Source organism: Kocuria sp. WN036, assembly GCF_002287015.1.
In the GTDB taxonomy this organism is placed as follows: domain Bacteria; phylum Actinomycetota; class Actinomycetes; order Actinomycetales; family Micrococcaceae; genus Kocuria; species Kocuria rosea.
In genome coordinates this window covers 1-15,543 of the sequence record NZ_NSKF01000002.1, presented here as the reverse complement: position 1 = coordinate 15,543, position 15,543 = coordinate 1, and the positions used below count along the sequence as shown (strand labels likewise).

The window sequence follows — 15,543 nt, the reverse complement described above, 5'->3', positions numbered from 1 at the left end:
CACGGGTGCTCTCCGCACCGGCCGAGCCCGATCGAGCCGATCCGCGCCGCACGGCCCGGTGACCACGATGCCCGCCCCTGACCACACGGAGGCGTGGTGAGGGGCGGGCATCGTGGGCACCCGCACGCCGGGGTCCGGCGTGCGGGCAGGGCGGGGGACTACACGTCCTGGCGGGCGCGGTTGACGATCTTGGACCGGACGGTCAGCGCCAGCACGATGAGGAGCAGGCTGTAGATCACCAGCGGGATGGGACCGGTCACGAAGACCGAGTAGTCGCCGTTGGAGGAGAGCAGGGCGTCGCGCATGCTGGTCTCGGCCAGCGGGCCCAGCACCATGCCGATCATCAGGGGGGCCAGGGGCACGCCGTGGCGGCGCATCGTGAAGCCGACCAGGGCGATGCCCAGCAGCAGCAGCAGGTCGAACACCGACCCGGAGGTCGCGTAGACGCCGAGACCGCAGAACACCGTGATCCCGGCGTAGAGGTAGGGCTTGGGGATCAGCAGCAGCTTGGCCCAGTACTGGGCGAACGGCAGGTTGATGATCAGCAGCACGATCATCGCGATGAAGAAGCTGGCCAGCAGCGCCCACACCAGCTCCGGCGCGCGGTCGAACAGCAGCGGGCCCGGCTGGAGACCGTACTGCTGGAAGGCCGCGAGCATGATCGCCGCGGTCGCCGAGACCGGCAGGCCCAGGGCCAGCAGCGCGCCCATCGCGGTGCCTGTGGTGGCGTTGCCGGCGGCCTCGGGTGCGGCCAGACCGCGAATGGCGCCCCGGCCGAACATGGGGTTCGGGCGGCGGCGGTCGAGGCGGCGCTCGACGTCGTAGGAGATGAAGGTGGGGATCTCCGCGCCGCCGGCGGGGATGACACCGAAGGGCAGGCCGATGGCGGTGCCGCGGGCCCAGGCCGGGGCGGCCTCCTTGAGCTCGGCGCGGGACAGGAACGGGCGGCCTCCCGCGGAGATCTGCATCGAGGCGGGGTCGCGGCGGATCCGGGAGGCCACGAAGAACACCTCGCCGAGGGCCAGGATGGCCACGGTGACGGTGACCAGGGAGATGCCGTCGAACATCTGCGGGACCCCGAAGCTGAAGCGCTCGGTGCCGGAGATGGAGTCGATGCCCACGGTCGCGAAGCCCAGGCCCAGGACCAGGGCAGCCAGGCCCTTGACCGCGGAGTCGGAGACCACCGAGGAGGTGGCGATGAAGGCGAAGATCGCCAGGGCGAAGAATTCGGCCGGTCCGAAGTTCGCGGAGAAGTCCGCCAGCGCCGGGGCGAGGAAGACGACCAGGCAGGCCGCGACCATGCCGCCGATGAAGGCGCCGATCGCCGCGGTGGCCAGCGCCTGCGGGGCCCGGCCGTCCTTGGCCATCTTGTGGCCCTCGAAGGTGGAGGCGATCGCAGACGCCTGCCCCGGGGTGTTCATCAGGATGGCCATGGTGGAGTCGCCGAACATGCCGCCGAAGTAGACGCCGGCGAACATGATGAAGGCCGCGGTGGGGTCCAGCGCGAAGGTCATGGGCAGCAGCAGTGCCACCGCCATGGAGGAGCCCAGGCCCGGGAGCACGCCCACGGCGGTGCCCAGGAGGCAGCCGATGAGCACCCACAGCAGGTTCATGGGGGTCAGTGCCCCGGCGAAGCCGCCGGCGAGCAGTTCGAGTGCTTCCATGATCAGAAACCGCCTCCCAGGATGCCGGACGGGAGGTTCAGGCCCAGGCCGACGGAGAATGCCAGGTAGATCGCACTGGACAGGACCAGGGCGAGCGAGATGTCGAACAGGGGCCGGCGGCTGCCGATGCCGTGGGCCACGGCCCAGAACAGCACGGCGGCGGCCAGGATCCAGCCGAGGAACTCGATGGTCAGGGCGAAGACCAGGAACCCGGCCACGGACCAGATCACCGCGGACCAGTCCGAGTGCGTCCGGTACGTGCTCTCCGAGAGCTCCTCGGGGTGCTCGGGGGAGCGCAGGTAGTGCAGCACCAGCAGGGCGGCCAGGAGATAGCCCGCCACCATGAGGATGCCGGGGAAGAACTTGGGGCCAGGGAAGTCGGTGCCCTCGGGCACCTCCATGGTGAGGATGCCGATCAGCAGGTACGTGCTGAAGGCTGCCAGGAGCAGCGGCACGACCAGCCCGCTGCGCCCGTGCATCCGTCCTCCGCGAGGCGGCACGTCACGGCCGGCGGGGACGCCGCCGTGGCCGTCGTCCGCGACCTCGGCGGACGGGGTCGTGGGAAACGATGTGCTCACAGGTCCAACTCCTCGATGAGGGCCTCGATCTCGGCCCGGTCTTCCGCGATGAACTTCTCGAACTCCGGCCCGGTCAGGTAGACGTCCTGCCACTGGTTGCGCTCGAGGGCCTCGCGCCACTCCGGGGTCTCCACGGTCTCCGCGATGATCGCCTCCAGCTCGGCGAACTCCTCGTCGGTGATGCCGGGAGGCGCCACCATGCCGCGCCAGTTCGTCAGCTCGACGTCGTAGCCCTGCTCCTTGAAGGTTGGGGCGTCGAAGCCCTCGAGCCGCTCGGGCGCGGCGATCCCGAGGATCTTCAGGCGCCCGGCCTCGACCTGGTCGGCGAACTCGGTGAAGCCCGAGGTGGCCGCCTTGGCGGTGCCGGAGGAGATCGTCTGGATCGCCTCGCCGCCGGAGGTCTTGGGGATGTAGGTGAGGTCCGCGGGGTCGATCCCGGCCTGCAGGGCCAGGTCCGCGATGATGAGGTGGTCGATCGACCCTGCGGAGCCGCCCGTGAACGGGAAGGCCTTCGGGTCCTTCTTCCAGTCGGCGATCAGCTCGTCGAGGGTGTCGTACGGCGAATCGGCCGGCACCACGAGCGCGTCGTACTCCTCCGCCATGCGGGCGATCGGCCGGACGTCGTCGAGACCCACCGGGGAGTCGTTGAGCGCGACGCCGCCCAGCATGACCGTTCCGGTGGACATGATGGTGCTCGCCTGGCCCTCCATGGTGGTGAGCTGGCCCAGGCCGATCGTTCCGCCCGCGCCCGGGATGTTGACCACCTGGGCGTTGTTGACGATGTTGTTGGTGCGCATCGCCTGCTGCTGCTCGCGCACGAACGTGTCCCAGCCGCCGCCGGCGCCGGCCGGGGCGATCAGGGTCATGTTCGCGCGCAGGTCCGACCCGCCGCTCGCGGCCTGGATCGAGGTGAACGAGGCCAGGCCGATCACGGCGGCGGCGACGACGCCGTAGACCGTCATGGCGACCGGGTGCCGGCGTCGCGTGCCCTGCTGGGCCTGATCTGGTGGTGAACTCACGGGGATCCACTTTCCTGGGTCGGAGGGTGCGGGTGCATGGCTCGGTCCGAGCCTCTCCCGACGACGATAAGTGACCCGGGTCACGCGCCGGCCGTTGATCCATCTTTCGTGCGTACTGATCGTTGTGCTGGTTCTGCGCATTCTGCTCACGCCGGAAGAGACGTCCCTCACACGTTCGGCCGTAGGGTGGACCTCGTTTTGTACGCCCCTTTCCCACCACCCGATTTCCCCACCCCACCGCGGAGGCTCCCATGACCGTCGTCGTTGCCCGAACCAGCACCCCCGAGGGCGAGGCCGCGCTCGCGGCCGCGGTCGAGGAGGCCGGACGCCGCCAGGAGGACCTGCTGGTCTTCAACCTCGAGGGCGCCCAGCTCGACCCCGAGGGGAGCGAGCTGAACGGCGTGCCCGTCACCTTCCGCACCCCCGACACCCGCAACCGCGACGCCGTGGGCGAGCTCCTCGACGCCGCGGAGCAGGTCAACGCCTCCGCCGTGGTGATCGGCGTGAAGCACCGCAGCCCCGTGGGCAAGCTGCTGCTCGGCAGCGCCGCCCAGCAGGTGCTCCTCGAGGCCAACGCCCCGGTGATCGCGGTCAAGCCCCGGCGCTCCTGAGGCATGGCCTCGACCGCTCCGAGGGCCCGGTCCGGAGCATGGCTGTGGTTCCTCGTGGCCGGGGCCCTGCTCACGCAGACCGCCCTGAACCTGGTGCGCCCGGTCACCACCTACAAGCTGCTGTCCCTGGACGCCGACTCCGTGACGGTCGGCCTGGTCACGGCCGCCTACGCCGTGGTCCCGCTCGTCACGGCCATGTGGCTGGGCCGGATGACCGACCGGGTGCGGGACCTGCGGACCATGGTGGTCGTCGGCGCCCTGGTCCTGGCCCTCGGCGCGGGGGCGCTGGCCCTGGCGCCCAGCGTGGCGCTCGTCGCCGTGGCGAGCGCCCTGCTGGGCATGGGGCACCTGGTGTTCACCATCGCCGGGCAGTCGGCGGTCGCCCGCTTCTCCCCGCCGGACCAGCTGGACAAGGGCTTCGGCTGGTTCACCGCCGCCTTCTCCGCCGGGCAGCTGGTGGGCCCGCTGCTGGTCGGGGTGCTCCTGGGCACGGGCAGCGACGTCGCCTCGCCCGAGCGGGTCGCCGACATCACCCTGTCCCTGTGGATCGGGGCAGGGCTCTCGGTCCTCGTGGTGCCCGTCATGCTCCTGCGCCGGCCGGCGTCCGGGGCCGCCGGGGCCCCCGCTCGGAACGACGACGCCGCTGCCGCGGCGCAGGCGGCTCCCGCCACCGGTGAGCTCGAGGTGGTCCCGGGCACGGCGCCGCGGGCGTCGATGCTGCGGATCCTCGAGGTCCCCGGCATCCCGTCCCACATGCTGGCGTCCCTGGCCCTGCTCGCGATGCTCGACATCCTCACGGCCTTCCTGCCGCTGGTGGGGGAGCGGGCCGGGGTCTCCCCGGCGTGGATCGGCGTCCTGCTGGCCGTGCGCGGCGGCGCCTCGATCGTCTCGCGCGTTCTGCTGCCGTGGCTCGCGCACCGGATGTCCCGCCGGGCGCTGCTGCTGGTCAGCCTCTACGGCGCCGGCATCACCCTGGCTGTCCCGCCGGCCGTCATCACGGTGCCGTGGCTCGCCGCGGTGCTCCTGTTCGTGGGCGGCTTCTGCCTGGGCCTGGGCCAGCCGATCACCATGACCCTGGTCTCCACCGCCGTGCCCACCTCGTGGCGGGGCTCGGCGCTCGCCGTGCGGCTGGTCGGGAACCGGGCGGGGCAGGTCGCCATGCCCCTGCTGGCCGGCCTGGTGGCCGCGCCGCTCGGCCCGGCCGGGGCGATCTGGTCCACGTGCGCGGTGCTGCTGGTCAGCGGGCTGGAGAAGACCGTGCGGCGGTAGCCGGGGCCGGGGGACCACTTCGACAGCCCCGGCACAGGGACGCCACAACGGCGGCACAATCCCGGCTGGTCAGCTGGAGGACGAGAAGGACCGAGAGGTCCGGGCCGGCGGGCGGGAGCTCGTCGGCACGTCCGACAGAAGGAACCCGCCGCCATGGTCAACGTCCACCACCCTGCACCCGGTGCACGGTCAGCAGATGAGGACCCGGTCCTGCCGCTGGTCCGCAGGCGCCGGCTCGTGGGGGTCGACGCCGCCCGGGGCCTCGCCCTGGTCGGGATGATGTCGATCCACATTCTGCCCGCCTGGAACCCCGAGACCTACGGGCCCACGCTGCAGTGGGAGCTGTTCGCGGGCCGCGCCGCGGCCCTCTTCGCGCTCCTGGCCGGGGTGGGCCTGGCCTTCTCCTCCGGCGGGCGCACCCCGCACCGGGGCCGGACGATGACCGCGGACCGCGTGGGGCTGCTCGTCCGGGCCGTGCTGATCGCCGGGCTGGGGCTGCTGATCAACCAGGTCATGCCGGCGGACCCGCCCGCCTACGACATCCTCGTCTACTACGGCATGTTCTTCCTGCTGGCGATCCCCTTCCTGCACCTGCCGGCGCGGACGCTGTTCGGTCTCGCCGCCGCGGCCGCCGTGGTGGGACCGGTGCTGATGCAGGCGCTCCGGGGAGCGCTGCCCGCGCTGGAGGTGTACAACCCGACCTTCGCCGACGTGCTCGCCGAGCCGGGGACCGTCCTGGCCCAGGTGCTGTTCACCGGCACCTATCCCGCGGTCCCGTACCTGGCCTACCTGCTCGCCGGGATGGCCATCGGCCGGCTGAACCTGCGGGCCGTGCGCGTCCAGGGCCGGCTGCTGGTGGCGGGGCTCGCGCTGGCCGTGGGGGCGTGGCTGGTGTACTGGGTGCTGGTCCTCCAGGCCGGGGGCTACGACCAGCTCATGAGCTCCACCCCGTGGCTGAGCGAGGACCTGATCGACGAGATCATCGTCTGGGGGTCGGACCCGGTCCTGCCCGACACCTCCTGGTGGTGGCTGCTGATCCCCGGCCCGCACACCAACACCCCGGTGGCGATCCTCCAGGACCTCGGCTCCGGCGCCGCCGTGCTGGGTCTTCTCCTCCTCGTGGCCCGGCGGGCCGGTGGCTGGCTGCTGCCGCTGAGCGCGATGGGGTCGATGACCCTGACGCTCTACTCGGCGCACCTGCTGGCCCTGGCCGCCATGCTCCACTACGAGGTGCCGCTCCTGTGGTTCCTCATCCACGTGGCGGTCGCGGCGCTGTTCGCGGCGGCCTGGCAGCGCGCCTTCGGCCGGGGCCCGCTGGAGCGGCTCCTGGCCCGGGCCGCCGGCGCCGCCCGCGGTCTGGCCCTGGGCGCCGGTCCCCGCGCGGCGGCGGGCCGGTGACGTCGTCGTCCCGCCGCGGAGACGGGCCGCGGGCTCAGGTGGTGGCCAGCTCCGCGGGGCGGGCGGGGACCTGCTGCAGCCGGGCCACGCGCTGCACGGACCAGCACAGCAGGACGACGAGCAGCACGTTGCGGGTGGTCAGCACGGCCGCCATCGCCGGGTGCGCGTGGATGAGCGGGGTGTAGAACAGCGGATAGATCACGAACGTGGTGACCGCGATGCCCATCAGCAGCGCCGCCGGCGTCCGCCACCGCTGCCAGTCGTGCACCAGCCCGGCCACGACGACGGGGGCGAGCCAGATCATGAACTGCGGGGACCCCACCTTGTTGAACACGATGAAGACCGCGGTCATCATCAGCGCCCCCTCGTAGAAGAGCTCCTCCCGCTCGGCCCCGCGCTTCAGCGCACGGACCAGCAGGACGGCTCCCGCGAGGACGGCGAGCACGAGCAGCGGCTGCATCAGGAACGCGACGATCTCGGTGCCGGGCCCGTAGACCTCGGTGGAGTTGATGGCCACGTTGTCGGCCATCCGCGATCCGGTCACGTCGAAGACGCTCGCCCACACCCACGGGGTGGAGAAGGTGGCCTCCAGCTGCATGCCGCGCTTCCCCTGGTTGACCAGGAAGTCCGCGATGTGCGGCAGGCCGCCTGTCAGGTACGTGCCCAGCACCACCACGGCGGTGACCCCCACCCCGGCGGCCACCACCTGGACGCGCTGCCGGCAGGCGATGAACAGGGCGAGCAGGACGGCGGCCGGCCACACCTTGATCCACGTGGCGACGCTCAGGAGCACGGAGCCGAGCACGGGCCGCTCGGACGCGTACAGGAGTCCGATCAGCACGATCGGGGCCGCGATGCCCTCCACCCGGGCGAAGCTCAGGTAGCCCAGGAACACGGTGAAGAACAGCCACCACCAGGCCGGGGCGATGCCCTGCCGGGCCCGCCGGCCCCGCGTGAGGCAGACCAGGGCGACGGCGTTGAGCACGGTGACGATCAGCGTCCAGACCAGCAGGTAGGGGCCGTGGCCGGCGATCCCCGCCAGGTGGATCGGGATCTGCGCCAGCACCGGGTACACCCACGGGCTGATCCCGTCCCCGGCATCGGCCGGGTCGTACCCGGCCATGGCCCACTGGCGGTACTGCTCGGTGTCGCTGAAGGCATCGCCGTGGATGACGAAGGACATCATCCAGCCCAGGAAGTACAGGTGGACGACGGCGAAGCCCCACCACACGCCGGCCGGGCGGGCGAACCAGGCCACGGCGCGGGCGGGCAGGACGGCGTCGCGGACGCGGGTCAGCCGGTCGAAGAGGGCGGCGGAGATCTCAGGCCTCCTTCGCGGCGGGCGCCGGCGCGGCGGGGGCGGGTGCCGTAGCGGGCGCGCTGGCGGGGCGCCGGGAGCCCAGCTGGTACAGGCGGCGCACCGACCACCACAGGAGCACCACCAGCAGGGCGTTGCGCAGGGTCAGCACGAGGGCCATCCACGGGTCGTTGTGACTCAGCTCGTAGTAGAACATCGGGTAGACGAGGAACGTGGCCACGGCGATGGCGATCAGCATGACCGCCGGCACCCGCCACGCCTTCCAGTGGTGGGTCAGCCCCACGGCCACGGCCGGCGCCAGCCACACCATGAACTGCGGGGAGCCGACCTTGTTGAACACGATGAAGGCGGTGACCATGGTCAGCGACCCCGCCAGCAGCAGCTCGGTCCGGTCGGTCTCGCCGGACCGCTCGCCGTTGCGCAGGCCCCGGGCGATCAGGAGGGTCACCGCGGCGGCGGCCACCAGCAGCAGCGGCTGCATGAGCACGGCCATCGTGGCCGTGCCGGGGCCGTCGACCTGCATGGAGTTGATCTCCGTGTTCATGTACATCCGGGACCCGCCCACCCCCAGCACGGACGACCACAGCCACGGGGTGGTGAACGTGGCCTCCAGCTGCATGCCCCGGTCCCCCTGCTGGGTGAGGAAGTCGAAGAGCCTCGGCAGCGCACCCATGGCGGCGGCGACCCCGGCCGCGGCCGCGCTGACCAGCAGGCCCGCGACGACGACCGCCACCCGCCGGCGCACCACGGTGACGAGGGCGAGCACGACCGCCGCCGGCCAGACCTTCATCCAGGTGGCGACACTGAGCAGGACCGAGGCGGCCACCGGGTGCGCCACGCCGTAGACCAGGGCGACGAGCACCAGGGGGGCCGTGAGCCCGTCGACGCGGGCGAAGCCCAGCCACCCCATGAGGAAGACGAAGCCCAGCCACCACCACGCGGCGGGGACGGCGTGCCGGGCGCGTCCCCAGTCCGTCAGCTTCCCCACGGCCCAGCCGTTGAGCACGGTGATCATCAGGACCCACAGGAAGAAGAACGGCCCCGGGCCGGCCGCGCCGGCCAGCGCGACGGGCACCAGCGCCAGCACCGGATAGACCCAGGGGGTGGGCTCCCCGTTCAGGTTCTGCTCGTCGAAGCCGGCCTCGGCCCACGCACGGTAGATGTAGGTGTCGCTGAAGGCGGCGCCGGACAGGGACAGGGACAGGGCGAATCCCAGGAACACGAGGTGCACCAGGACGAAGCCGGCGAGCAGTCCGCGCGGGGATCTCGACCAGGCGTGCCACCGCGGGGTCGCGAGGCGGTTCCGGAACCGGGTGAGCATGCTGAAGGTCGTGTCCGTGGACATGGGTCAATCCTCGTCAAGGGGGTGGGGTCGCAGGACCACAGGGCCGCTGCCCCACCATGCTACGTGGCCGGGCGCGGACCGACCGGAACCGGGCGTCATGATCCGTGCGCAGCGACCCCGGGCCGGAGGGCGCGGCGGCGTCCCGGGACGCCGGGGCGATGAGGTGGCATCATGGCTGGAACACGCTCCTGGAGAGCGCTCAGCACACCTGTCCGCCCGGCAGCGACACACATAGGGGATCAGCGCACGTCATGACGGCAGGGGGTTCGCATCCGGAGGGGCCGCGGAGCCGCGGGGGCCGGGCCGTCAGCACCGTCCCCTTCCGCCAGGACACGCCCGGCGCCCACCCGGACCCGCGAGCGCACGTCGCCGTCCTGCAGGGGTTCGTCGGCTCCCTGATGATGCTCGTCGGCTCGGTCGGCACCGGGTGGATCGCCAACGGCTCGCCCATGGTCCGCCACCCCCTCGTCATCGCGCTGCGGGTCGAGGGATGGGGCGTCTACGCCTGCACCGTGCTGCTGACCGTCGGCGCCATGCTGCTGGTGCGCTCCTGGCTCCGGCTCGGGCAGCGGCTCCAGGGCGGGCCGGCGGGCGCCCAGCGCTCCGTGGTGCTGGCCGTGTGCGCCTGGTCGCTGCCGCTGTTCTTCGCCGTGCCCATCTTCTCCCGGGACGTGTACGCCTACGTCGGCCAGGGCCGTCTGATGCTGGCCGGGCAGAACCCGTACACGACCGGCATCTCCGCCCTGGAGAACTGGTTCATGCTGGGCACGGACCCGACCTGGGCCGAGGCCCGGACGCCCTACGGGCCGTACTTCCTGTGGCTGGCGCGCGCGGTCGTGGCCCTCACGGGCGCGCAGCCGGATCTCTCCGTCCTGCTCTTCCGGATCCTGGCCTGCGCGGGTGTCCTCCTCTGCGTCGTGTACGTGCCCAGGCTCGCGCGGCTGCACGGGGTCGACCCGGCCCGTGCGCTGTGGATCGCGGTGGCCAACCCGCTGTTCCTCATCAGCTTCGTGGCCAGCGCGCACAACGACGCGCTGATGCTCGGACTGGCCGTGGCGGGAACGTACTTCGCGGCCACGGGCCGCCCGGTGACCGGGGTCCTCCTGGTGACCGCCTCGATCGGGATCAAGCCGATCACCATCCTCCTGCTGCCGTTCATCGGCCTCCTGTGGGCGGGGCCGAGAGCGTCCTGGCGGCGGAAGTTCGCCCTGTGGGCGGCCACGGCGGCGATCAGCTTCGGGGTGCTGCTGCTGAGCGGGCTCCCCTACCAGCTGGGCACCGGGTGGGTCTGGGCGCTGGTCGACCCCACGCCGGGGTACACCGGGTACTCGCCCTCCGGGTTCCTGGGCCAGCAGGTCCGCGACCTCGCGAACGCGGTGGGCCTGCCGGGCGCGGCCATGGCCTCCGTGCTGCGCGACGTCCTGCAGTACGCCGCCATCGGCCTGGTCCTGCTCCTGATGTTCCGCGGCGACGACCACCAGGTGGTCCGCAGGCTCGGCCTGGCGTTCGCCGCCGTGGTGCTGCTCTCCCCGATCATCCAGCCCTGGTACATCCTGTGGTTCCTCCCCTTCCTCGCCGCGACCGGGATCAGGGACAACTGGCAGATCCGCTCCCTGTACATCGTGATCACCTTCTTCGTGATCTTCGGCGCCCAGGACCAGCTCTCCGTGTGGCCCTTCATCGAGCTGACGGTGGACGCCTCGACGATCGCGTTCGTCACCGCCCTGGTGTTCACCGCCTACCTGATGCTCCTGGATCCCCACACCCGGCACCTGCTCGTCCACGGCGGCCCGGCGGGCTGGCTCGGCCGCCGACGACGCCGTCGTCGTCGGAGCTGAGGCGCCCGCGGCCGTCGGTCACCGGGGCGCGGCGGGCACCGCTGCGCCGGTGCCCAGCGGGAGCCGGACGGTGAAGAGCGTGCGGCCTGGGCGGGACTCCACGTCCACCGTGCCGCCGTGCGCCTGCACCACCGAGCGGACGATGGACAGGCCCAGGCCGGTGCTGCCCTCCCGGGTCTGCCGGGAGGTGTCCAGGCGGCTGAAGCGCTCGAAGAGCCTGGCCTGGAACTCCCGCGGGATGCCCGGGCCGGCGTCGAGCACGGAGGCCTCCGCCCAGCCGTCCCGGGTGGCCCGCACGGCGGCGGTCACCGCGGTGCCGGGCGGGGTGTGCTTGCGGGCGTTGGAGAGCAGGTTGGCCAGCACCTGGTGGAGCTGGGCGACGTCCGCCCGCACGGGCACCGGCTCCGCCGGCACGTCCAGGGCCCAGTCGTGGTCGGGGCCCGCGGCCGAGGCGTCGGTGAGGGCCTCGAGCACGAGCTCGCCGAGGTCGGCGTCCCGCAGCTCCGGGGGGCGGCCCTGGTCCAGGCGGGCGAGCAGCAGCAGGTCCTCGACCAGGGCGGTCATCCGCAGCGTCTGCTGCTCCACCCGGGCCAGCGAGGCGCGGCCGGTGCCGGTCAGCGGCTCGGTAAGCTGCAGCATGTCCGTGTAGCCGCGCACGGCCGCCAGGGGGGTGCGCAGCTCGTGGGAGGCGTCCGCCACGAACTCGCGCAGCCGGGTCTCGGAGTGCTGGCGCGCGGCCAGGGCCGAGTCCACGTTCTCGAGCAGGGAGTTCAGGGCGCGGCCCACCTCCCCGACCTCCGTGCCGGGGCGAGCCAGCCCGGCGGGGACGTGCTGGTCGGCCAGGGAGACCTCGCCCGAGGCCAGCGGCAGGCGGGCGACGCGGGACGCCGCCGCCGAGACCTGTTCCAGCGGCCGCAGGGCACGGCGCACGACGACGGTCCCGGCCACCGCCGTGGTCACCAGCGCGAGCAGGCTGCCCGCGGTCATGGTGGTGACGAGCTCCGCCACGGTGTCGTCGACCGACGCGGTGGGCAGCCCGGTCACCAGCACCTGGCTGCCGCTGCGCCCGTCCCGGGCGACCGACTCGACCCGGTACTCGCCCACGGACAGGTCCACGTCGGAGAGCCGCCCCTGCTCCGTGCCCGTGGAGCGCCGAGGGTCCCCGAAGCCGCGCTCGTCCGGGCTCTCGGCCGCGAAGGCGCCCGCCTCCCGCAGGGCGGCGACGTCCTCCTCGGGCAGCGGCGCGGGCTCCCCGGACTCGGTGCGGTAGGACGCCGTGACCACCTCGTCCTCCCGCAGCACGGCCACCAGGACGCCCACCGGCTGGCCGGGGGCGTCGAGGGGGTCCCGCTCCAGGGCGGGGTCCCCCCGGGTGAAGGTCAGCGCCCGCCCGGTGGCCTGGCGCAGCGACCCGTCGAGCCGCTCGACGAGGTCCTGGCGGGTGAGCTCCACGATCGTGGCGCCCAGCACGAGGAGGACCACCGCCAGGAGGACGAGCACGCCGGCGATGAGCCGGGTGGCCAGGCGCAGGCGGCGCGGGGGGAGCGGGCCGTGCGGCATCAGGACGCGGGCTTGATGACGTACCCGGCGCCGCGCACGGTGTGGATCATGGGGGCGCGGCCGGCGTCGATCCGCTTGCGGAGGTAGGAGATGTAGAGCTCCACGATGTTGGCCTGGCCCGAGAAGTCGTAGTGCCACACGTTGTCCAGGATCTGGGCCTTGGACAGGACCCGGCGCGGGTTCTCCATCAGGTAGCGCAGCAGCTCGAACTGCGTGGTGGTCAGCTCGACCGGCTCCCCGGCGCGGGTGACCTCGCGGCTGTCGATGTTGAGCACCAGGTCCCCGACCACCAGGGTGGCGCTGTCCTGCGCGGCGACCCCGGAGCGCTGCACGAGCCGGTGCAGCCGGATGAGCACCTCCTCGATCGAGAACGGCTTGGTCACGTAGTCGTCCCCGCCGGAGGCGAGCCCCTCGATCCGGTCCTGGACCGTGTCCTTGGCCGTGAGGAACAGCACCGGCACCTCGGGATAGGACTGGCGGATCCGGGCCAGGACCTCCAGCCCGTCCAGGCCGGGCAGCATCCGGTCCAGGACCAGCACGTCGGGGGCGAAGTCCCGCGCCTGCTGGACGGCGTCGAACCCCTCGTGGGAGATCCGGGCGTCCCACCCGCACATGCCCGTGCCCATGGCCACGAGATCGGCCAGCGCCGGCTCGTCGTCCACCACCAGCACCCGGATCGGCGAGCCGTCAGGGTGGGTCAGGCGAGGCAGGACCTCGGTGAGGACGGAGAAGCTGGAGGAGTAGGACATGGGAGCTCCCGGTGCCGGGCGGACGTGACACTGCCACTGTTGCGCACCAGATTAGGCGCACGTCCTGTGGAAGCTGTGCGCAGCCTGTGCCGTGCCGCCGGGATTCTCAGACAGGCCGGGGCGGTCGGCACAGCTCCGGCACAGACTCCGGATGGACAGTGGAACCACTCGAGCCAGCCACCCACCGGACACCCAGGAGCGGACATGCGCACCATCACCATCACCGACGCCGTCGAGGCCGCCGCCCGCGCCCAGTACGAGCGGGCCGCCCACCCCGGAGCACCCCGGTGGGAGGACTGCGCCGAGTCCGACCGCGCCGTCTACCGCCACGCGGTGCGGCCCCACGTCGAAGCGGCCGCCCCGTTCATCGCCGCGCGGTCTCTGCAGGACGCGGCCACCGCCTTCGCCACCACCCGCCCCAGCGAGTCCGCCCGGCGCAGCCTCGAGTACCCGGTGGTGGAGCTGCGGGCCATGGCCTACCGGCACACGGCGGCCCAGCGCCCCGTCGGGGTGCCGTCGTCGTCGGCCCCGGTCGCGGCCCCGGTCACCGCTCCCGCTGCGGCGCCGCGCCGGGTGCGCGCCGTCCTCGGCGCACTCCGGTCGTCGAGGCGCCCCGAGGCCGTGTAGACCTCGGGAGGTCCTGCGGCCCGTCGCCCGCCGGACCGGTCGCGTGGCCCGCGTCACAGCAGAAGCACAGCATTCCGAAAAGCCCACCACATGTGCGCCAGCAAAGGTGGGGTGTGCACCGGTCCTCCGACCGGTCCGGCGGGCAGGGGGTCCGCCGTCCTGCCGCGCTGAGGGGGCCGCTGCCATGACCGATTCCCGGGGCCGCCCGCCGAGGACCGTGCCGTGGGCGCCGGTCCCCGCGCGGCCGGCGAGCACTCCGCCCGCGGACGAGCCCTCCACCGGCCGCGCGACGGCCGACCCGGCCACGGGCTCGGCCACGAGCTCCACCGCGAGGTCCACCGCGAGCTCGGCCGCCGCACCCGCCAAGCGCCGCCTCGTCGGGGTGGACGCCGCCCGCGGCCTGGCCCTGATCGGGATGATCGCGATCCACATCCTGCCCTCGTGGGACCCGGAGACCTTCGAGCCCACCGCGCAGTGGACCGTCTTCGCCGGCCGCTCCGCGGCGCTGTTCGCCCTCCTGGCGGGCGTGGGCCTGGCCTTCAGCACCGGTGGCCGGACACCGCACACCGGCCGGGCGATGACCGCCGACCGGGAGGGGGTGGCCGTCCGCGCGCTGCTGATCGCGGGCCTGGGGCTGGCGATCAACCACGTGCTGCCGGGGAGCACGATCGACGAGGTCCCGGCCGTCAACATCCTCGTCTACTACGGGGCCTTCTTCCTGCTGGCGATCCCGTTCCTGCGCCTGCCCGCCCGCGCCCTGTTCGTCTGGGCGGGGGTCTTCGCCCTGGCCGGTCCCGCGCTGGTGCACCTGCTGCGGGACGTCCTGCCGGTCGTGGAGCGCTACAACCCGGACTACCTCGATCTCGTCGGGGACCCCGGGGCCACCGCGGCCCGGCTGCTGCTGACCGGAACCTTCCCCGCCCTGCCGTACCTGGCCTATCTGCTGACCGGCCTGGCCATCGGCCGGCTCGACCTCGCCGGGATCCGGGTCCAGACCGGGCTGGTGCTGGGCGGGGCACTGCTGGCCGCCGGGGCCTCGCTGGCCTCCTGGGTGCTCGTCGACCGGGCCGGCGGCCTCGACCAGCTCGTGACCCGCACCCCCGGCTTCGACGAGGAGCTCGTCACCGAGGTCATCGTGTTCGGGCCCGACCCGACGCTGCCGACGACCACGTGGTGGTGGCTGGCGGTCGGCGGCCCGTACACGAACACCCCGCCGGCCCTGCTGCTGGGCCTGGGCTCCGCGGTGGCCGCCCTGGGCGTGTTCCTCCTGCTGGCCCGCCGCTGGGCCTCCTGGCTGCTGCCGCTGAGCGCGATGGGCGCGATGACCCTCACCGTGTACTCGGCGCACCTGCTCGCGCTGGCCGCCGAGGTGCACTACGACGAGCCGCTGTGGTTCTGGATCCACGTGGCCGTGGCGATGGCCTTCGCCCTCCTCTGGCGCCAGGCCATGGGGCAGGGCCCCCTCGAGCGGCTGGTGGCCGCCCTGGTGCGCGCCACCCGCCGGCGCGTGCTCGCCCGCGAGCAGCGCCCGGGCTGAGCGCGCGGGCCGGGCGGCGCACGGCCGGGC

Annotated in this window: 13 protein-coding genes; 6 read left to right on the top strand and 7 right to left on the bottom strand. The window is 73.0% G+C overall.

Going from position 1 to position 15,543, the window contains the following annotated elements:
- Window positions 1-158: 158 nt before the first annotated feature.
- Genes CK505_RS01495 through CK505_RS01485 form a run of 3 tightly spaced genes read right to left on the bottom strand, consistent with a single transcriptional unit; the run spans window position 159 to window position 3,261 of the window.
- Window positions 159-1,664: a tripartite tricarboxylate transporter permease gene (locus tag CK505_RS01495; RefSeq protein WP_095649972.1), complete on the bottom strand. Its 1,506-nt coding sequence runs from the start codon at window positions 1,662-1,664 to the stop codon at window positions 159-161.
- A gap of 2 nt (window positions 1,665-1,666) precedes the next feature.
- Window positions 1,667-2,242 (bottom strand): tripartite tricarboxylate transporter TctB family protein, encoded by a 576-nt coding sequence (locus CK505_RS01490; RefSeq protein ID WP_313960170.1) that lies wholly within the window; start codon window positions 2,240-2,242, stop codon window positions 1,667-1,669.
- On the bottom strand, window positions 2,239-3,261 hold the full coding sequence (locus tag CK505_RS01485) for a tripartite tricarboxylate transporter substrate binding protein (protein ID WP_241975646.1): 1,023 nt from the start codon (window positions 3,259-3,261) through the stop codon (window positions 2,239-2,241). The genes CK505_RS01490 and CK505_RS01485 overlap by 4 nt, the downstream gene beginning before the upstream one ends.
- Before the next feature lie 251 nt (window positions 3,262-3,512).
- Here CK505_RS01485 and CK505_RS01480 point away from each other — a divergent pair, with 251 nt between their 5' ends.
- The 3 genes from CK505_RS01480 (at window position 3,513) to CK505_RS01470 (ending at window position 6,539) form a co-directional block, all read left to right on the top strand.
- Entirely contained in the window at window positions 3,513-3,872 is a 360-nt protein-coding gene (locus CK505_RS01480; RefSeq protein WP_017831800.1) for a universal stress protein, read from the top strand.
- Window positions 3,873-3,875: 3 nt separating this feature from the next.
- A complete protein-coding gene (locus CK505_RS01475; protein WP_095649970.1) occupies window positions 3,876-5,141 on the top strand; it encodes an MFS transporter in 1,266 nt (421 codons plus the stop codon).
- Between the two features lie 153 nt (window positions 5,142-5,294).
- On the top strand, window positions 5,295-6,539 hold the full coding sequence (locus CK505_RS01470; protein WP_095649969.1) for a heparan-alpha-glucosaminide N-acetyltransferase domain-containing protein: 1,245 nt from the start codon (window positions 5,295-5,297) through the stop codon (window positions 6,537-6,539).
- 34 nt (window positions 6,540-6,573) lie between these two features.
- Here CK505_RS01470 and CK505_RS01465 read toward each other — a convergent pair whose 3' ends face one another.
- Together CK505_RS01465 and CK505_RS01460 are read right to left on the bottom strand one after the other, a co-directional pair.
- Window positions 6,574-7,797, bottom strand: a complete 1,224-nt coding sequence (locus CK505_RS01465; protein WP_176475260.1) for a glycosyltransferase 87 family protein — start codon at window positions 7,795-7,797, stop codon at window positions 6,574-6,576.
- 64 nt (window positions 7,798-7,861) lie between these two features.
- Window positions 7,862-9,202 (bottom strand): glycosyltransferase 87 family protein, encoded by a 1,341-nt coding sequence (locus tag CK505_RS01460; RefSeq protein ID WP_095649967.1) that lies wholly within the window; start codon window positions 9,200-9,202, stop codon window positions 7,862-7,864.
- A 251-nt stretch (window positions 9,203-9,453) separates the two neighbouring features.
- Between CK505_RS01460 and mptB the strand changes: the two genes are divergently transcribed.
- Window positions 9,454-11,040 (top strand): polyprenol phosphomannose-dependent alpha 1,6 mannosyltransferase MptB, encoded by a 1,587-nt coding sequence (gene mptB / locus CK505_RS01455; protein WP_095649966.1) that lies wholly within the window; start codon window positions 9,454-9,456, stop codon window positions 11,038-11,040.
- A gap of 18 nt (window positions 11,041-11,058) precedes the next feature.
- On the opposite strand, the gene CK505_RS01450 is transcribed toward mptB, so the two are convergent.
- Together CK505_RS01450 and CK505_RS01445 are read right to left on the bottom strand one after the other, a co-directional pair.
- Window positions 11,059-12,600 (bottom strand): cell wall metabolism sensor histidine kinase WalK, encoded by a 1,542-nt coding sequence (locus CK505_RS01450; protein WP_095649965.1) that lies wholly within the window; start codon window positions 12,598-12,600, stop codon window positions 11,059-11,061.
- On the bottom strand, window positions 12,600-13,349 hold the full coding sequence (locus CK505_RS01445) for a response regulator transcription factor (RefSeq protein ID WP_095649964.1): 750 nt from the start codon (window positions 13,347-13,349) through the stop codon (window positions 12,600-12,602). Before CK505_RS01445 ends, CK505_RS01450 begins: the two co-directional genes overlap by 1 nt.
- Window positions 13,350-13,553: 204 nt before the next feature.
- Between CK505_RS01445 and CK505_RS01440 the strand changes: the two genes are divergently transcribed.
- Window positions 13,554-13,976, top strand: a complete 423-nt coding sequence (locus CK505_RS01440) for a hypothetical protein (protein ID WP_095649963.1) — start codon at window positions 13,554-13,556, stop codon at window positions 13,974-13,976.
- Window positions 13,977-14,160: 184 nt separating this feature from the next.
- Window positions 14,161-15,513, top strand: a complete 1,353-nt coding sequence (locus CK505_RS01435; RefSeq protein WP_255250861.1) for a heparan-alpha-glucosaminide N-acetyltransferase domain-containing protein — start codon at window positions 14,161-14,163, stop codon at window positions 15,511-15,513.
- Window positions 15,514-15,543: the final 30 nt, after the last annotated feature.